13 protein-coding genes are annotated in these 14295 nt (G+C 34.3%); 9 read left to right on the top strand and 4 right to left on the bottom strand.

Annotation, left to right across the window (positions count from 1 at the left end; genetic code table 11):
- Window positions 1-7 precede the first annotated feature (7 nt).
- Complete coding sequence (locus tag AC37UB_RS01340) at window positions 8-2176, bottom strand: LTA synthase family protein (protein WP_305853361.1); 2169 nt, start codon at window positions 2174-2176, stop codon at window positions 8-10.
- A gap of 206 nt (window positions 2177-2382) precedes the next feature.
- Between AC37UB_RS01340 and AC37UB_RS01345 the strand changes: the two genes are divergently transcribed.
- The 4 genes from AC37UB_RS01345 to AC37UB_RS01360 all read left to right on the top strand — a co-directional run bounded on the left by AC37UB_RS01345 (window position 2383) and on the right by AC37UB_RS01360 (window position 6758).
- The gene (locus tag AC37UB_RS01345) at window positions 2383-3558 is read left to right on the top strand and encodes a class I SAM-dependent rRNA methyltransferase (protein ID WP_490685209.1); all 1176 of its coding nucleotides are present in this window, start codon (window positions 2383-2385) and stop codon (window positions 3556-3558) included.
- A gap of 30 nt (window positions 3559-3588) precedes the next feature.
- Window positions 3589-4362 (top strand): type I 3-dehydroquinate dehydratase, encoded by a 774-nt coding sequence (gene aroD / locus AC37UB_RS01350; RefSeq protein WP_490685210.1) that lies wholly within the window; start codon window positions 3589-3591, stop codon window positions 4360-4362.
- A gap of 2 nt (window positions 4363-4364) precedes the next feature.
- On the top strand, window positions 4365-4865 hold the full coding sequence (gene ybaK / locus AC37UB_RS01355; RefSeq protein ID WP_117972259.1) for a Cys-tRNA(Pro) deacylase: 501 nt from the start codon (window positions 4365-4367) through the stop codon (window positions 4863-4865).
- Between the two features lie 177 nt (window positions 4866-5042).
- The gene (locus tag AC37UB_RS01360; RefSeq protein ID WP_490685211.1) at window positions 5043-6758 is read left to right on the top strand and encodes a putative glycosyltransferase family protein; all 1716 of its coding nucleotides are present in this window, start codon (window positions 5043-5045) and stop codon (window positions 6756-6758) included.
- Window positions 6759-6774: 16 nt separating this feature from the next.
- Here AC37UB_RS01360 and AC37UB_RS01365 read toward each other — a convergent pair whose 3' ends face one another.
- Entirely contained in the window at window positions 6775-8046 is a 1272-nt protein-coding gene (locus AC37UB_RS01365; RefSeq protein WP_490685212.1) for a BaiN/RdsA family NAD(P)/FAD-dependent oxidoreductase, read from the bottom strand.
- Between the two features lie 130 nt (window positions 8047-8176).
- On the opposite strand from AC37UB_RS01365, the gene gdhA reads away from it, so the two are divergent.
- From gdhA to AC37UB_RS01380, 3 genes are all read left to right on the top strand, one after another.
- Window positions 8177-9523, top strand: a complete 1347-nt coding sequence (gene gdhA, locus AC37UB_RS01370; protein WP_490685213.1) for an NADP-specific glutamate dehydrogenase — start codon at window positions 8177-8179, stop codon at window positions 9521-9523.
- Between the two features lie 117 nt (window positions 9524-9640).
- Window positions 9641-10990 carry a glucose-6-phosphate isomerase gene (locus AC37UB_RS01375; RefSeq protein ID WP_117972263.1) on the top strand — a complete coding sequence of 450 codons (1350 nt, stop codon included), beginning with the start codon at window positions 9641-9643 and terminating at the stop codon, window positions 10988-10990.
- A gap of 56 nt (window positions 10991-11046) precedes the next feature.
- On the top strand, window positions 11047-11736 hold the full coding sequence (locus AC37UB_RS01380; RefSeq protein WP_490685214.1) for a DNA alkylation repair protein: 690 nt from the start codon (window positions 11047-11049) through the stop codon (window positions 11734-11736).
- Between the two features lie 11 nt (window positions 11737-11747).
- Here AC37UB_RS01380 and AC37UB_RS01385 read toward each other — a convergent pair whose 3' ends face one another.
- Entirely contained in the window at window positions 11748-11921 is a 174-nt protein-coding gene (locus AC37UB_RS01385) for a hypothetical protein (protein ID WP_158559346.1), read from the bottom strand.
- A gap of 159 nt (window positions 11922-12080) precedes the next feature.
- Here AC37UB_RS01385 and AC37UB_RS01390 point away from each other — a divergent pair, with 159 nt between their 5' ends.
- Both AC37UB_RS01390 and AC37UB_RS01395 read left to right on the top strand, forming a co-directional pair.
- Window positions 12081-12269 carry a hypothetical protein gene (locus AC37UB_RS01390; RefSeq protein WP_117972265.1) on the top strand — a complete coding sequence of 63 codons (189 nt, stop codon included), beginning with the start codon at window positions 12081-12083 and terminating at the stop codon, window positions 12267-12269.
- 27 nt (window positions 12270-12296) lie between these two features.
- Window positions 12297-12926, top strand: coding sequence for a DUF1361 domain-containing protein (locus AC37UB_RS01395; RefSeq protein ID WP_233519151.1), 630 nt, complete (start codon window positions 12297-12299; stop codon window positions 12924-12926).
- Between the two features lie 38 nt (window positions 12927-12964).
- Here AC37UB_RS01395 and AC37UB_RS01400 read toward each other — a convergent pair whose 3' ends face one another.
- Window positions 12965-14170 (bottom strand): MFS transporter, encoded by a 1206-nt coding sequence (locus AC37UB_RS01400; protein WP_117972266.1) that lies wholly within the window; start codon window positions 14168-14170, stop codon window positions 12965-12967.
- Window positions 14171-14295: the final 125 nt, after the last annotated feature.

Consider the following 14295-nt stretch of genomic DNA (forward strand, 5'->3'; position numbering starts at 1 on the left):
TTTTCGTTTATTTTGCGGTTGTAGAAGAGGTTTCAGTGGTTCCACTACTTTGAGTGGTCCCCCCTTTTTCTTCTTGAATTTCTTTATAAGTCTGTGTTTTAAATAAACCAACAGTTGATTGGTTATTGTGTAGTGAGTAAACACTGGTTGATTTATCTCCTTTTTGTTGTTCAACTTGAAGGAGTTTATCTAACCCATTTTTATAATCAAACTTAGCCGGATCAAGTGGTTTTAATCCACTGTTTGTGTTAAATCGTAATAAATCACCGTTTGTAATAGCATCAGACATATTAAGTTGTGTGGTTCCTTTTTCTTTAATATCCGCTATTTCAGTCAGTTGTTCTTCTGTTGGCGAATCAATTAATTCACCCGTTTTTGTATCATAGGTGGCTTCACTTAAGATCGTGTATTTTGGTGTGACGATGGTTCCATTTCTAAAGGCGACAATTTGGTCTTTATCTTTAGAGAAGAAATCTTGTCCTAATTGAATATATGGTTGAGTATCAACACCTAATAAATGTAGCAGTGTAGGTAAGATGTCAACTTGTCCCCCAAATGTATGATCAATCCCACCTTTAGTTTGACCAGGAATATGGAACATTACGGGAACACGCTGAACGGCTGTATCATCAAAGTCGTTCCATTCTTCTTTTGATTTACCAAGTAATTCAGCTAAAGATTTGTTACGAGAATTTGAAATACCATAGTGGTCTCCATATAACACAATGACTGAATTATCATACAGTCCAGATGCTTTTAAGTAATCGAAGAACTCTTTAACCGCTGTATCTAAGTAGTTTGCTGTTGCAAAGTATCCATTAATTGTCGCATCTGATGTATTAGCCATTGGGAAACCAGCATTATCGTCTTTAAATTTCGCATATGGGTAATGGTTTGAGACTAAAATAAATTTAGAATAAAACGGCTGTTGCACATGCTCTAAGTATTGAATAGATTGTGCTAAGAATGGCTTATCATGTAATCCATATTGGAATGAATTGTTCTCATTCACATCATAGTAACTACCATCAAAGAAATAGTTATAACCTAAATGTTTGTATGTTTCATTACGATTCCAGAATGAGCCACTATTACCATGGAATGCTACGCTTGTATAACCTTGTGTTTGACCTAAAATGTTAGGTGCGGATTGGAAGGTGTTTTTATCCCCCAATTGAGTAAATAAAGGGCCTTGGCTTAAACCAAAGAATGAATTTTCTAACAAGGTTTCAGCATCACTTGTTTTACCTGATCCTACTTGATGGAAGGCATTATCAAAACTAAATGTTTCATTTGAATGGAATAAACTATTTAAGAAGGGTGTCACTTCGTGTTCAACACCATTTTCATCTTTTAATTTGTAATCAATTAAAAATTGTTGGAAACTTTCTAAATGGACATAAATGACATTACGCCCTTTGGCAATTCCAAACATGTCATCATTTGGTTTAGCATAATGTGTCTTCACATATTTTTGAACATCAACTAAATCATTTTGACTCGCTTGAGCACGTCGTTGTGTCGCGTTATACGTCTGTACGCCATCATAAACAGTAAAGACGTTCATCCCTAAATATTTCACGATATGATCTCTTGAGAAAGTACGTTTTAATAATTCAGGTCGATCTGTTTCCGCTAAAGTTAAGTTAGCAGAAAATAGAAGGATAGAAAAACTTGTTACAGCAAATGCTGAGCGAATAGCAATTGGTCTTTCATCAATTTTGATTTTTTTTGTTGCAAGTAAGACAATCACAACAATAATATCAATCCAATACAATAAATCATATGGTCTAAACATACGAAGAGCACTTTCACCAAGACCAGAAGCTACTTTACCGGCACCAAGCATGGTGTTAACGGTAATAAAATCTGTAAATTCTCGGTAATAAATGACGTTAGAAAAAAGTAACAAGGTGGTTAATGATGAGATAATCAGTAACGTAATGTAGGCTTTTTTCGGACTTTTTATATAGAGTGCAGCAGAGAATAAAAAGACTGTTGTTGCCACAGGACTAATAAATAAGATAACGTATTGGAAAAAACTTTCAATTCCTAAATTAAAGTCAACTGTATAAGCTAGTAGGTTTTTTAACCAGAATAATACAACCATTAATGAGAAAAACCCCATCCTGGTGTTGAGCCAGTTTTTATTATATTTATGTTTCAAAATAAACATCCTTTCTTAACAACTTAGTGTCACTAGACTACCAAGCTGAATATTCCATGTTACATTTTACATATTCCTTACATGTCTGTCAATTACGGTCATGTTTCTTAAAAAAAAATATAGAACTAACATCTTTAAAAAGGGAGCAAAAATACGTAAAAACTGATATAGTAGTATCATACAATAAATGAATAGAAATTAAAGGGATTGACTGCATGAAGAAAGTACAAATAAGACAAAAGAAAAGTCAAAAATATAAAGGCCACTATCCATTAATTAAAGCTGAAGATATGGTAAATGCTCAAGATGAGTGTAAAAAATGGGTTAGTTTTTATTCTGAAAAAGATGAATTTTTAGGATATGGCTATTTAGGGAAACAACATAAAGGATCAGGTTGGATGATTAGCTTTTCTGAAAATCAACCAATAGATAAACCTTTTTTAGTTCATCTATTTAATGAAGCAAAAGACTACCGTTCAACATTTTTTGCAGATGAGGCGACGACGGCATTTCGTTTATTTAATGGTGAAGGGGATGGATTAGGTGGTGTAACGATTGATTGGTATGCTGGTTTTTTAGTTGTTTCTTGGTATAATGACACCATCTACCAATTAAAAAAAGAGATACTAGAAGCCTTAATGTCTTCTAATATTAAGTATCAAGGTATATATGAAAAAATTCGCTTTAATACAAAAGAAGTACCTGAGTCAGCATTTTTAAGTGGTAAACAAGCACCTGAACCACTTTTAATCAAAGAAAATAATATCACTTATGCGACTTATTTAAATGAAGGTTTAATGACGGGAATCTTTTTGGATCAACGGCAAGTTAGAGGTCGTTTGACAGATAGTTATGCCATTGGAAAAACAGTATTAAATACATTTAGCTACACTGGAGCTTTTTCTGTTGCAAGTGCAATGGGTGGTGCTGTGTCAACAACGAGCGTTGATTTAGCAAAAAGAAGTCGACAAAAAACCCAAGAACAGTTTGCTGTGAATGGGCTTAATACAGATAATCAGTCTATAATAGTAATGGACGTTTTTGATTATTTTAAATACGCTTTTAAAAAACAAGTCACTTTTGATATTGTGGTAATGGACCCACCGAGTTTTGCAAGAAATAAAAAGAAAGTTTTTTCTGTCGCTAAAGATTATCAACAATTAACGACTGAAGCAGTAGCATTATTAAATAAAGATGGGTTACTGGTTGCTTCAACAAATGCGGCAAATGTCTCGTTGGATAAGTTTAGACAAATGGTCGAGCTAGGAATAAAAGAAACTGGTCGTGCGTTTACGTTTTTAGAATTATATCAATTACCAGAAGATTTCCGTGTAGCAAAAGAGTTTAATGAAGGAAATTATTTGAAAGTATTATTTTACCGAGTGAAATAAATGTGATTATGAAATGATAGGTGGGGTTTGATGTCAGAGTTAAAAGTACGTAACCTTGAATTAGGAAAAGGAAAACCAAAAGTATGTGTGCCTCTTATAGCGAAAAATTTTGAAGAACTGTTCTCAGAAGCTATACGATTAAGTAAATTAGATTGTGACGTCATCGAGTGGCGTGCAGATTATTTTATGTATGTTCACGATGCAAGATTTATGAAAAAAGCGGCCTATTTTGTGCGTTATGCCATTGATGATAAGCCACTTATCTTTACTTACAGAACATTGCAAGAAGGTGGTGGACAACATATTGAGTTAGATGAATATGTTGAACTCAATCGTATGATGATGGATACTGGTTTAATAGATATGGTTGATTTAGAATTTGAAATGATGTTAGAAAAACCTAGTGATATCATGGTTCATGCTAAGGAAAAAAATGTTAAGGTATTACTATCCAAACACAATAATCATTTTACACCTGACGTGCATAATATGTATGAGTTAATTAAAGACATGTATCAATTAGGTGGGGATATTTGTAAGCTGGCTGTTATGCCAACGGATTTACAAGATATGTTAAATGTGTTGGAAGTATCAAATAAAATCCAAACCGAACATTCGGAGATTCCTTTTGTTATGATTAGTATGGGTGAGTTAGGCCAATTATCTCGTATGACAGGTGAACTATTTGGGTCTAGTTTAACTTATGCGTCAAATGGAAAATATCTTTCAGCACCAGGTCAGCTTCCAATACCAATCTTAAGAGAAGGAATGAATCTTATTGGGTATAAAAGAGGGAGTCGATAGAAATGTCTAAAAAGAAGGCTAAAACAAATGCTGTTAGGTTGTTGGAACAAAAGAAAATAACATTTGATACCAGAGAGTATGAATACAGCGATAAACACGCAGCGGCACTTGAAACCGCCAATGCGTTAGGGATTGATGAAAATCAAGTCTTTAAAACGCTTGTGACTGTGGGAAATAAGACGGGACCCATTGTGGCAGTTATACCTGGAAATAAAACGTTAGATTTAAAAAAATTGGCTAAAGCTAGTGGTAATAAAAAAATAGAGATGCTACCAATGAAAGAGTTAGAAGGATTAACAGGCTATATCCATGGAGGCTGTTCTCCTGTTGGAATGAAAAAATTATTTCCAACTTATTATGCCAAAGAAGCTGAAATTTTTGATACTATACACGTTTCTGCAGGTCGTCGAGGACTACAAATGAGTGTCTCGCCTGAAGATTTATTAAATGTGACACATGGAAAGTATGCTGATTTAACAGAAGATGAAACGATTCTAGGTTAGGCTTAGAATCGTTTTTTTATTAAGAATGATGATAGAGTATGACGTTTAACTCTTATTAGTAAATTGAACGATTATTTGGTAAAATAGTCATGTTTGTAACAGGTTAATACACGAAATATGCTGATTTATAGATGATTGTGTTGTTTATTATTAGATTAATTAAAAGAAGGAAGACAAATGAAAAAAAATCATTTTTTTATTCTATTTTCTTGGATAGGGTTATCATTATTTTATATGTTGCCAGCAGTGGATTTATCGAATTGGCATGTGGCACTTATTCGTGGGGATGACTATCCTTTTCATTTTGCGCGAATTTTTGGCGTTATGGATCAATTAAAAGACACAGGGCAGATTCAATCAGTCGCAAGATTTGGTGAGCGTGATATTTTTTATGGAGTCAATATGTTTTACCCTACGCTTACGACAGTCTTACCAATTGCGTTATTATCTTTGATTTTTCAATCAGTGATTTTTGGTGTCTATGGATATCTATTTTTGATGAATTTATTGACGTTTTATATTGCCTACCAATGTGCTAACTATATTAGCTCCATTGCGCTACCAGAAGTAAACATACGTGCTAAGCAGTTTTTACCGTTTGTTTTTTCATTTTTTTATGTCTTTTCCCATTATCGACTGATTTGTTTTTATCAACGATTTGATTTGGGTGAATTTTTTGTATTGACGATGTACCCTCTAATATTTGCTGGCTTTTATAGTATCTTAAAAGATGGTGGAACAAAAAAATATTGGCTGATTGTTGGTTTGTCACTTACAGCGTATTCACATGTTTTGTCATTGATGTTAGTGGTTGTTGTATTGACTGGGTTATTTGTGGTAGGTTTTATTAAAAAGATGATTACGATGAAAGTATTCAAACAATTAGTATTTAGTGCTATTATGACGATGATTATTTCTGCTGGCGCTCTTGTTCCTATTTTATATCAAATGTTAACTTTACATATTCGTTCTGTACGGGTTCATGATTTGGCGAGTGAAGCGACTAATATTGGTGTGATGCTCGTGTCATCTAGCATTAATTATTTAAGTTATATAAGTATCGGAATTATTTTGCTATGCTCACTTATGTTAGGGATATATCACGTTATTTGGAAAAAAGAATCGATTGTCCGTAAAGATAAATTATTAAGGCTATGTTTGTGGTTATCATTAGTCATAACTTTCATGATGACATCAGTATTTCCGTGGCGTGTATTGCAACATACACCATTAGCGATTATCCAGTTTCCTTTCCGTTTAATGCCCTTTTTATCCGTATTTGGTAGTTTTTTAGGAGCAGCGATTTTGGCTGATTATTTTAGCCGTTTTGCTACCGTTTCATTAAAACGAGTCACAATTTGGTTAAGTGTTGCTATGGTGATTATCTCCACTCTTAGTGTTAATGCTTTAATGATTCGTCGGTCGTTAAATAAATTAATGTATGATAAACAAGATATTGTAGCGACCAAACGGTATATTAAATCTGTTAATAGAGACTATTTTCCAGCGGGATTGACTGACGAACAAACTAAACGCATTAAAGATAAGATTGGGCAAGTGAACCAAGAAGATGTCCCAATGCCTTACCAGTTTGAAAAAAATGCAGCGATTATAAAGGTGACACTGAATGAGCAGACTAATACTGTTGACACACCCATTATTGGCTATAGTGGATTAGTAGTGGAGGAGGATGAAAAACGCATCAAAACCACCCTCTCATCTGAGAGAACCTTATCATTTCAATTGCCTAAGGGAGTTCACGAGCTATCTATTTATTATGATCCGCCTTTTTTGATAAAATATAGTGCGGTATTTTCAGGTATAGTGGCGTTGTTCTATGGTGTTTATGTCATGAAAATAAAAAAAGAGACTGGCCTTATCCCTAAAAGTTAAGGTCAGTTTTCTTATTCTAATAGTTAAAATAGCTGGCAATTTCTGCCGCGTGTTCTCCGGCAACATGACCAGTACAAAACGCTGCAGTAATGTTAAAACCACCAGTATAGCCATTGATATCCAGTAACTCACCACAGAAAAATAGCCCGTTTACACATTTACTTTCCATTGTTTTTGGGTTCACTTCTTTTAGACTAATCCCACCACCTGTGACAAACGATTTATCAAGTGGATAAGTTTTATTAACTGTAAACGTAAGGTGTTTGATTTCACCGACGAGAACATCAATTTCTTTTTCAGTCACCTGTTTGAAAGGTGTCTGCGTGTCAATCCCGCTGCGAGTAAGTAAAAACTCTAGATAACGTTCTTGCATCAATGGCTTTAACGCATTTTTTATGGATTTATTGCCATCTTCTTTTTGGATAGACACCATTTGCTGTTTGATATCTTGTTCAGATTTTAATGGAAACAAATCAAGAGACATCGTGACATGTTTTTGTCCTTTTTCAAGGAGTTGATTGACAAACATACTACAACGAAGGGCTGCAGGACCAGAGATGCCAGAATGAGTGAACAACGCATCCATTTCATGAGTGACAACCATTTTCCCTTTTTCATCAATCACGGATAACCCAATATCTCGTAACGATAACCCTTGAAGATCACGACTTTTAATAAAAGACTCTTCAGATAAAAGGGGAGATTCGGTTGGAAATAGTTTGGTAATGGTGTGCCCCACTTTTTTTGCTAATGTGTACCCATCTCCAGTGGACCCAGTATATTGATAAGTCTTCCCACCAGTGGCTAAAACCACACAAGGAGCGTGAATTTCTTCTTTTGTATCAGTCATTACGCCAGTGATATTGCCATCAGTTACTAATAATTTTTTAACAGTTGTGTTCATTTTTAATTCAACGTTTAAGGCATTTAAGCGATCAAATAAACCGTTAACGATTGCTTTAGAGGTGTTTTCAACAGGAAACATTCTACCGTGATCTTCTTCTTTTAAATGCACACCATGGCTTTCAAAAAATTCCATAATGTCATAGTTATTAAATTGAGAGAAGGTACTATACAAAAATTTCCCGTTTCCTGGGATAAAAGAAATAATGTCTTCTGACGGTCTATTATTGGTGACGTTACATCGACCTCCACCAGTTAGACGTAATTTTTTTCCAAGCATTTTGTTTTTATCAATAATCATGACGCGTGCGCCTTTTTCAGCCGCGGAAACGGCAGCCATCATACCGCTTGTTCCCCCACCAATGACAATGACATCTATATTCATCTATTGCCACTCCTTTCATTATTAAATGATAGTTTAGCATACTTTTTTTTAAATTTGATGAGAAAAGATTTTTTTTATTTATTTAAATATTATATAATACTAATTAAGTTTAAGAAGGGAATGATACAATATGTCACCACAAGATTATGTAACAAAAATGTTGGATGAAGTGAAAGAAAAATATGGTTACCAATCAGAGTATATTCAAGCAGTGGAAGAATTTTTAACCACAGTCACACCATTTTTAGAAAAAAATCCCGTATACTGTGAGAAAAATATCTTAGGTCAGTTGATTATACCTGAGCGTTTAATTGAGTTTCGCGTTCCTTGGATGTCAGATTCAGGTGAATGGATGGTGAATACTGGTTACCGTGTTCAATACAACTCAGCGTTAGGACCTTACAAAGGTGGGTTACGTTTCCACCCGTCAGTGAATCAAAGTATTATGAAATTCTTAGCGTTTGAACAAATTTTTAAAAACAGTTTAACCTCTTTACCTATTGGAGGAGGTAAAGGTGGAAGTGATTTTGATCCTAAAGGTAAATCTGATGGTGAAATCATGCGTTTTTGTCAAAGTTTTATGCAAGAATTACAAAAACATATTGGCCCAAGTATGGATGTGCCAGCTGGTGATATGGGTGTTGGAGGCCGTGAAATTGGGTATTTATACGGAGAATACAAACGTCTAAATGGTTATCAAGCAGGTGTTTTAACTGGTAAACCATTAACTTTCTGGGGAAGTTTAGCTCGTACAGAAGCAACAGGTTATGGTTTAGTGTATTTTGTTAAGTATTTGTTACAAGACAAAGGTGACTCACTAAAAGGCAAACGTGTGATGGTTTCAGGTAGTGGCAACGTGGCCATTTATGCGATTGAAAAAGCACAAGAATTAGGCGCAACAGTTCTTGGCTGTTCTGATTCTTCTGGTTATATCATCGATGAAGATGGTGTAGACTGTGAGTTAGTTAAAGAAATCAAAGAAGTGAAACGTGGTCGTTTAAGTGACTATGCTGCAGCAAAACCAAATGCTAAATACGTTGAAAATGCGTCAATTTGGACAGAAAATATTGCCTATGAAGTCGCTTTACCATGTGCCACTCAAAATGAAATTGGATTAGATGAAGCAGCTATTCTAATCAAAAACGGGGTAAAAGTCTTAGCTGAAGGGGCAAACATGCCAACTAAACTTGAAGCTCTACACAAATTAACGAATTCTGGTGTTATCTATTGTCCAGGTAAAGCAGCCAATGCTGGTGGAGTGGCTGTATCAGCGTTAGAAATGGCTCAAAATGCTCAACGTTTACCTTGGAGTTTTGAACAAGTCGACTCAGAACTTGATAGCATTATGAAAAATATCTATGAAACATGTGCGACAACAGCAAAAGAATACGCGAAAGAAGACGATTTACTAACTGGTGCAAATATCGCTGGATTTGAACGTGTGGCTAAAGCAATGCTTGCTCAAGGACTTGTGTAATAAAAATTTTCCACGTTTTGTTATAAACTATCTGAAAAAGATGTGAAACATTCAAAAAAGTGGTAGAATAGGGATGTATTCTTGTACTAAGAATCACATATTACTAGGAGGATGATTATGTCACATATTCGTTTTGATTATTCAAATGTCGGTACATTTATCGGTGACCATGAATTAGGTTACATGCAAGCAGAAGTAACAGCAGCACACAATGCATTGCGTGAAGGGACCGGACCAGGAAATGATTTCCGTGGTTGGATTGATTTACCAGAAAACTATGATAAAGAAGAATTTGCTCGCGTTAAAAAAGCAGCAGAAAAAATTCAATCAGATTCAGATATTTTAATCGTCATTGGAATTGGTGGGTCATACTTAGGAGCTAAAGCTGCTATCGACTTTTTAAACCACTCATTCTATAACCTTTTAGACAATGAAGAAAGAAAAACACCACAAGTATTCTTTGCTGGAAATTCTATTAGCTCAACTTATTTAGCTGATTTAATCCAAATTATTGGCGACAAAGATTTCTCAGTGAATGTTATTTCTAAATCTGGTACAACAACTGAACCAGCAATTGCATTTAGAGTCTTTAAAGATTTATTAGAGAAAAAATACGGTAAAGAAGAAGCAAACAAACGTATCTACGCAACAACTGATAAAGCACGCGGCGCTGTTAAAACAGAAGCTGACGTTGAAGGTTGGGAAACATTTGTTATTCCTGATGATGTTGGGGGACGTTTTACTGTATTAACTCCAGTTGGATTACTTCCAATCGCTGTAACAGGTGCCAACATTGATGAGTTAATGAAAGGTGCTGCTGACGCACGCGTTGCATACAGCTCTGATGATTTAACAAAAAATGAAGCGTATCAATATGCTGCATTACGTAACATTTTATACCGTAAAGGAAAAGTAACAGAGTTATTAATCAATTACGAACCAAACTTACAATATTTCTCTGAATGGTGGAAACAATTATTCGGTGAGTCTGAAGGGAAAGATCAAAAAGGTATCTACCCATCAAGTGCGAACTTCTCAACTGACTTACATTCATTAGGTCAATACATTCAAGAAGGGCGCCGTAACATTTTTGAAACCGTCATTAAAGTCGAAAAACCTCGTAAAAGCGTGGAGATTCCAGTACTTGATCAAGACTTAGATGGTTTAGGTTACATTCAAGGAAAAGAAATTGACTTTGTTAATACAAAAGCCTTTGAAGGAACACTTTTAGCGCATACAGATGGTGATGTGCCAAACTTTGTGGTAAATATTCCTGAAACAGATGCTTACACATTAGGTTACTTAATGTACTTCTTTGAAATCGCAGTTGGTATTTCAGGTTACTTAAATGGTGTCAACCCATTTGATCAACCAGGTGTTGAAGCATATAAGAAAAACATGTTTGCTTTACTTGGAAAACCAGGTTTTGAAGAGTTAGCAAAAGAATTAAACGAACGTCTTAAATAAGACAATTGATGAGCGCTCGACACATTTGTCGGGTGCTTTTTTAATGGAGGAAACGTATGACACCAACACAAACAACCCTTTTTTCAATGCAAGATACGACTTACAAAGCCTTTAACGCGAGATTAATCCCGACCATTAGTCCTGATAAGGTCATTGGTGTGAGGATGCCACAACTTAGAAAACTAGCTAAAGAGATGATTAAAAATGAGGATACAGTCAATTTTTTATCAGAATTACCTCATACCTATCACGAGGAAAATGTCCTGCATATGTTGATTATTTCAAGTATAAAAGACTTTGATGAAGCCATTAAAGCATACCGAACGTTTTTGCCTTATGTGGATAATTGGGCCGTGACAGATTGCCAAACACCTGCTGTATTTAAAAAGAATCCAGACAAATTACTACCATATATAGACGAATGGCTGGTTTCAAGTGAGGAATACACCATCCGTTTTGCTATATTGCAGCTGATGAATATTTATCTAACAGAAGACAACTTCAATGAATCGATATTAGAGCGTGTGTGTGAGGTGAAAAGTGAGGCCTATTATGTCAATATGATGCGAGCATGGTTTTTTGCGACCAGTTTGGCTAAGCAATATGATGCAACGATTCCCTATATTAATGAGAGAAGATTAGATGACTGGACACATCAAAAAACGATTCAAAAGGCGCGTGAGAGTTTAAGAATCTCACCAGAAACAAAAGACTATCTAAAGACACTTAAAAAGCCTTCCAATTAATGGAAAGCTTTTTAAGGTGCTTTAGTTCCAAACATATTCATTTTTGGTTTGGGAATTTCTTTGTTATGTTGAGCTGCTAAATCCATGGCTTTAACATACAAATCAAGTTTTTGTTCGAGTGTTAATTCTTTTTTTTCAGACATCAAGACAGCTTGAGCAAATTTTTCTTTGTCAATATAAATCATTTATTCCAACCCCTCTTTGTTATTTATTTCTTTCATTATAACAAATTTCAAGAAAAAAAGAGTTTTAAAGAATTGAATATTTAATGAATTTTTCAAAAAATGGGTAAAAAGATGTTATAATATGTCGATAGATAAAAATTAGATGAAGGGGTAGAAAGAATGAATCCAGAAGATTTTATAACAGAATTATCTCATTTAAAAGCGGTCCTTATATTAGATAAAAAGGGTGATATGAATCGATTTAATGTATTATATCAAGCTGCACAAAACGCGATGTTTAAGGGAGAAAGAATCAATAAAGAGTTGATGGAAGAATTTCTTTATTTTAGGAATCTAATAGAACGCTAATAATCAAGATAGAAAAGGGGTGAAAAAATGAAAAATATGGTTAGATTAATGAGTCTATTATTTATCATTGGAGCGTATAATACACGTTTTTCGTTTTTATCATTGAATATTTTATTAGCTTACATCCCTTTAGAGCTGTCATTTCAATTTTTTCGTGTCAAGAAAAATAGTTTAAAAATAGGGTTAGCAGCTTTGTTTATGTTATATTTTCCTAATATTCCTTATTTGGTGACAGATATGATTCACATGGATATTTTAGATATTTATAACTATTTTACAGGAGATAGCATTAAAAATTTAGGTGATTGGACATTGACTGTGGTATTGTTTTTAGCGGTTTTTAGTTTTGTTTTAATTGGGTTTGGTCAATTGTTAAAACTATTAAATTATATTAAAAATCGTTATACCCTAAACATGACTCAAGTCAGTTTGATATTAATTGTTGTGTGTTTGTTATCTTCACTAGGCATTTATGCTGGTAGATTTCCACCAAGGTTTCATTCTATTGATATTTTTGTTAGGCCTTGGTATGTGTTTAAAACCATTTTTCTTAACTGGTCACTCGTCAAATTAGAAATAGTCGTCCTTTTTTTAATTCTTCACTTAGCGATTGTTGGTGTGATGACAATGAATAAACAATTATCAACATTAAATTAAAAAGCACATCGCCTTTAATGAAGGTGACGTGCTTTTTTTTAATAGTTTTCAGCGCCTTTTTTAAGGAAGGCTAAAGAAAGTGTGGCTAAAATACCTAAAGCAAAGAAATAAATAAAAGCAGAGAAATAGGATTCAGAACCATCGACTAATGAACCAATAATGATTTGTGCTGTTGCGCCTCCTAGGATACCACCAGTTGAAATAGTAGAGTAACTTGGTGCAAAGTGTTTACCAGTAAATACTTTCAGTGGGATTGTCATAAGGGTCACAAAGGCAACTGTCATAGACAATGTTGCTAATCCTAAAACGAGGATAAATGGGACAAGAGAATGGAGATAATAAGATAAAAAGACTAATGATGAACCGATCGTTGCCATCATCATAATCACCAGTGTATCCTTCTCAGAAAAAAACTTGCTTACAACATAACTTCCACCAATGGCTCCAATGAGAGAAAAGACCCCAACGCATGAACTGACCATACCAGATTGAGTCAGTGTAATACCACGTTGACTTGTTAAAAAGCTTGGTAACCAGTTGTTAATACCGTAAAGTAAACTATTGATAAAAAATGCGGCAGCAAATAGTGTCCAAATATTTCGGTTTTTCCAAATATTCAGTAAGGATACTTTTTCAGACGCTTCTTCAATGACTTCTTTTGATTGTTTATTCGGTGTAGGAATAATTCTTACTATAATAAAAGAAGCTAAAATAGCCAGAATAGTTAGTAACATGTAAGCAAATTTCCAATTGTATTGCTCGATAATTGGTGATAGTAGAATAGGTCCCACAATGCCAGCAATACCTGAGGAAGAAATGAGAATCCCTTTAGCAAATGTCCTGCGTTCTAAAGGGAAATGATCAATGATTTCCTTACTAGAAGCAGAAGGGTAACCAGAATGAGCCAGCATACCTGTTAATAATCTAATGGCTAAGAGCATTGTCACGGTTTCTCCAAAACTGAAGATAAAATCAAACACCCCAATCATAAAGACAGACCAAATAAGGACTTTCTTTGCCCCAAATTGATTAATCGCAAAACTCATAGGAACCTGCATAATAGCGTAACCAATAAAGAACGCACTTAAAATGAGTCCTTTTTGACTTTCAGTCATAGGAATATCCTTGCTAATGGAAATGATAGAAATCCCAACAGATAATTTATCAATATAGACAATCACATAACCTAGAAATAATGTGGATAATAGTAAAGATAAATTAACTTGTTTTTTTGTATTGTTCATAGACGTGTCCTTTCTAAAAAAATATCATCATTTAATAAATATACAGTTTTTTAAAAACGTTGTAAATTGAAAAATCAAAAGCTTCATTATTTTTTCGAAAAAAACTAACTTTGCAAGATACATTA

It is taken from the genome of Vagococcus changpingensis (assembly GCF_058211775.1).

Coding starts and splice junctions, on each gene's coding strand:
- AC37UB_RS01360 (WP_490685211.1), top strand. CDS start 5,043: ATGAAAAAAAATCATTTTTTTATTCTATTTTCTTGGATAGGGTTATCA.
- AC37UB_RS01390 (WP_117972265.1), top strand. CDS start 12,081: ATGAATCCAGAAGATTTTATAACAGAATTATCTCATTTAAAAGCGGTC.
- AC37UB_RS01395 (WP_233519151.1), top strand. CDS start 12,297: ATGAAAAATATGGTTAGATTAATGAGTCTATTATTTATCATTGGAGCG.
- AC37UB_RS01345 (WP_490685209.1), top strand. CDS start 2,383: ATGAAGAAAGTACAAATAAGACAAAAGAAAAGTCAAAAATATAAAGGC.
- AC37UB_RS01385 (WP_158559346.1), bottom strand. CDS start 11,921: ATGATTTATATTGACAAAGAAAAATTTGCTCAAGCTGTCTTGATGTCT.
- AC37UB_RS01400 (WP_117972266.1), bottom strand. CDS start 14,170: ATGAACAATACAAAAAAACAAGTTAATTTATCTTTACTATTATCCACA.
- AC37UB_RS01365 (WP_490685212.1), bottom strand. CDS start 8,046: ATGAATATAGATGTCATTGTCATTGGTGGGGGAACAAGCGGTATGATG.
- gdhA (WP_490685213.1), top strand. CDS start 8,177: ATGTCACCACAAGATTATGTAACAAAAATGTTGGATGAAGTGAAAGAA.
- aroD (WP_490685210.1), top strand. CDS start 3,589: ATGTCAGAGTTAAAAGTACGTAACCTTGAATTAGGAAAAGGAAAACCA.
- ybaK (WP_117972259.1), top strand. CDS start 4,365: ATGTCTAAAAAGAAGGCTAAAACAAATGCTGTTAGGTTGTTGGAACAA.
- AC37UB_RS01340 (WP_305853361.1), bottom strand. CDS start 2,176: ATGTTTATTTTGAAACATAAATATAATAAAAACTGGCTCAACACCAGG.
- AC37UB_RS01380 (WP_490685214.1), top strand. CDS start 11,047: ATGACACCAACACAAACAACCCTTTTTTCAATGCAAGATACGACTTAC.
- AC37UB_RS01375 (WP_117972263.1), top strand. CDS start 9,641: ATGTCACATATTCGTTTTGATTATTCAAATGTCGGTACATTTATCGGT.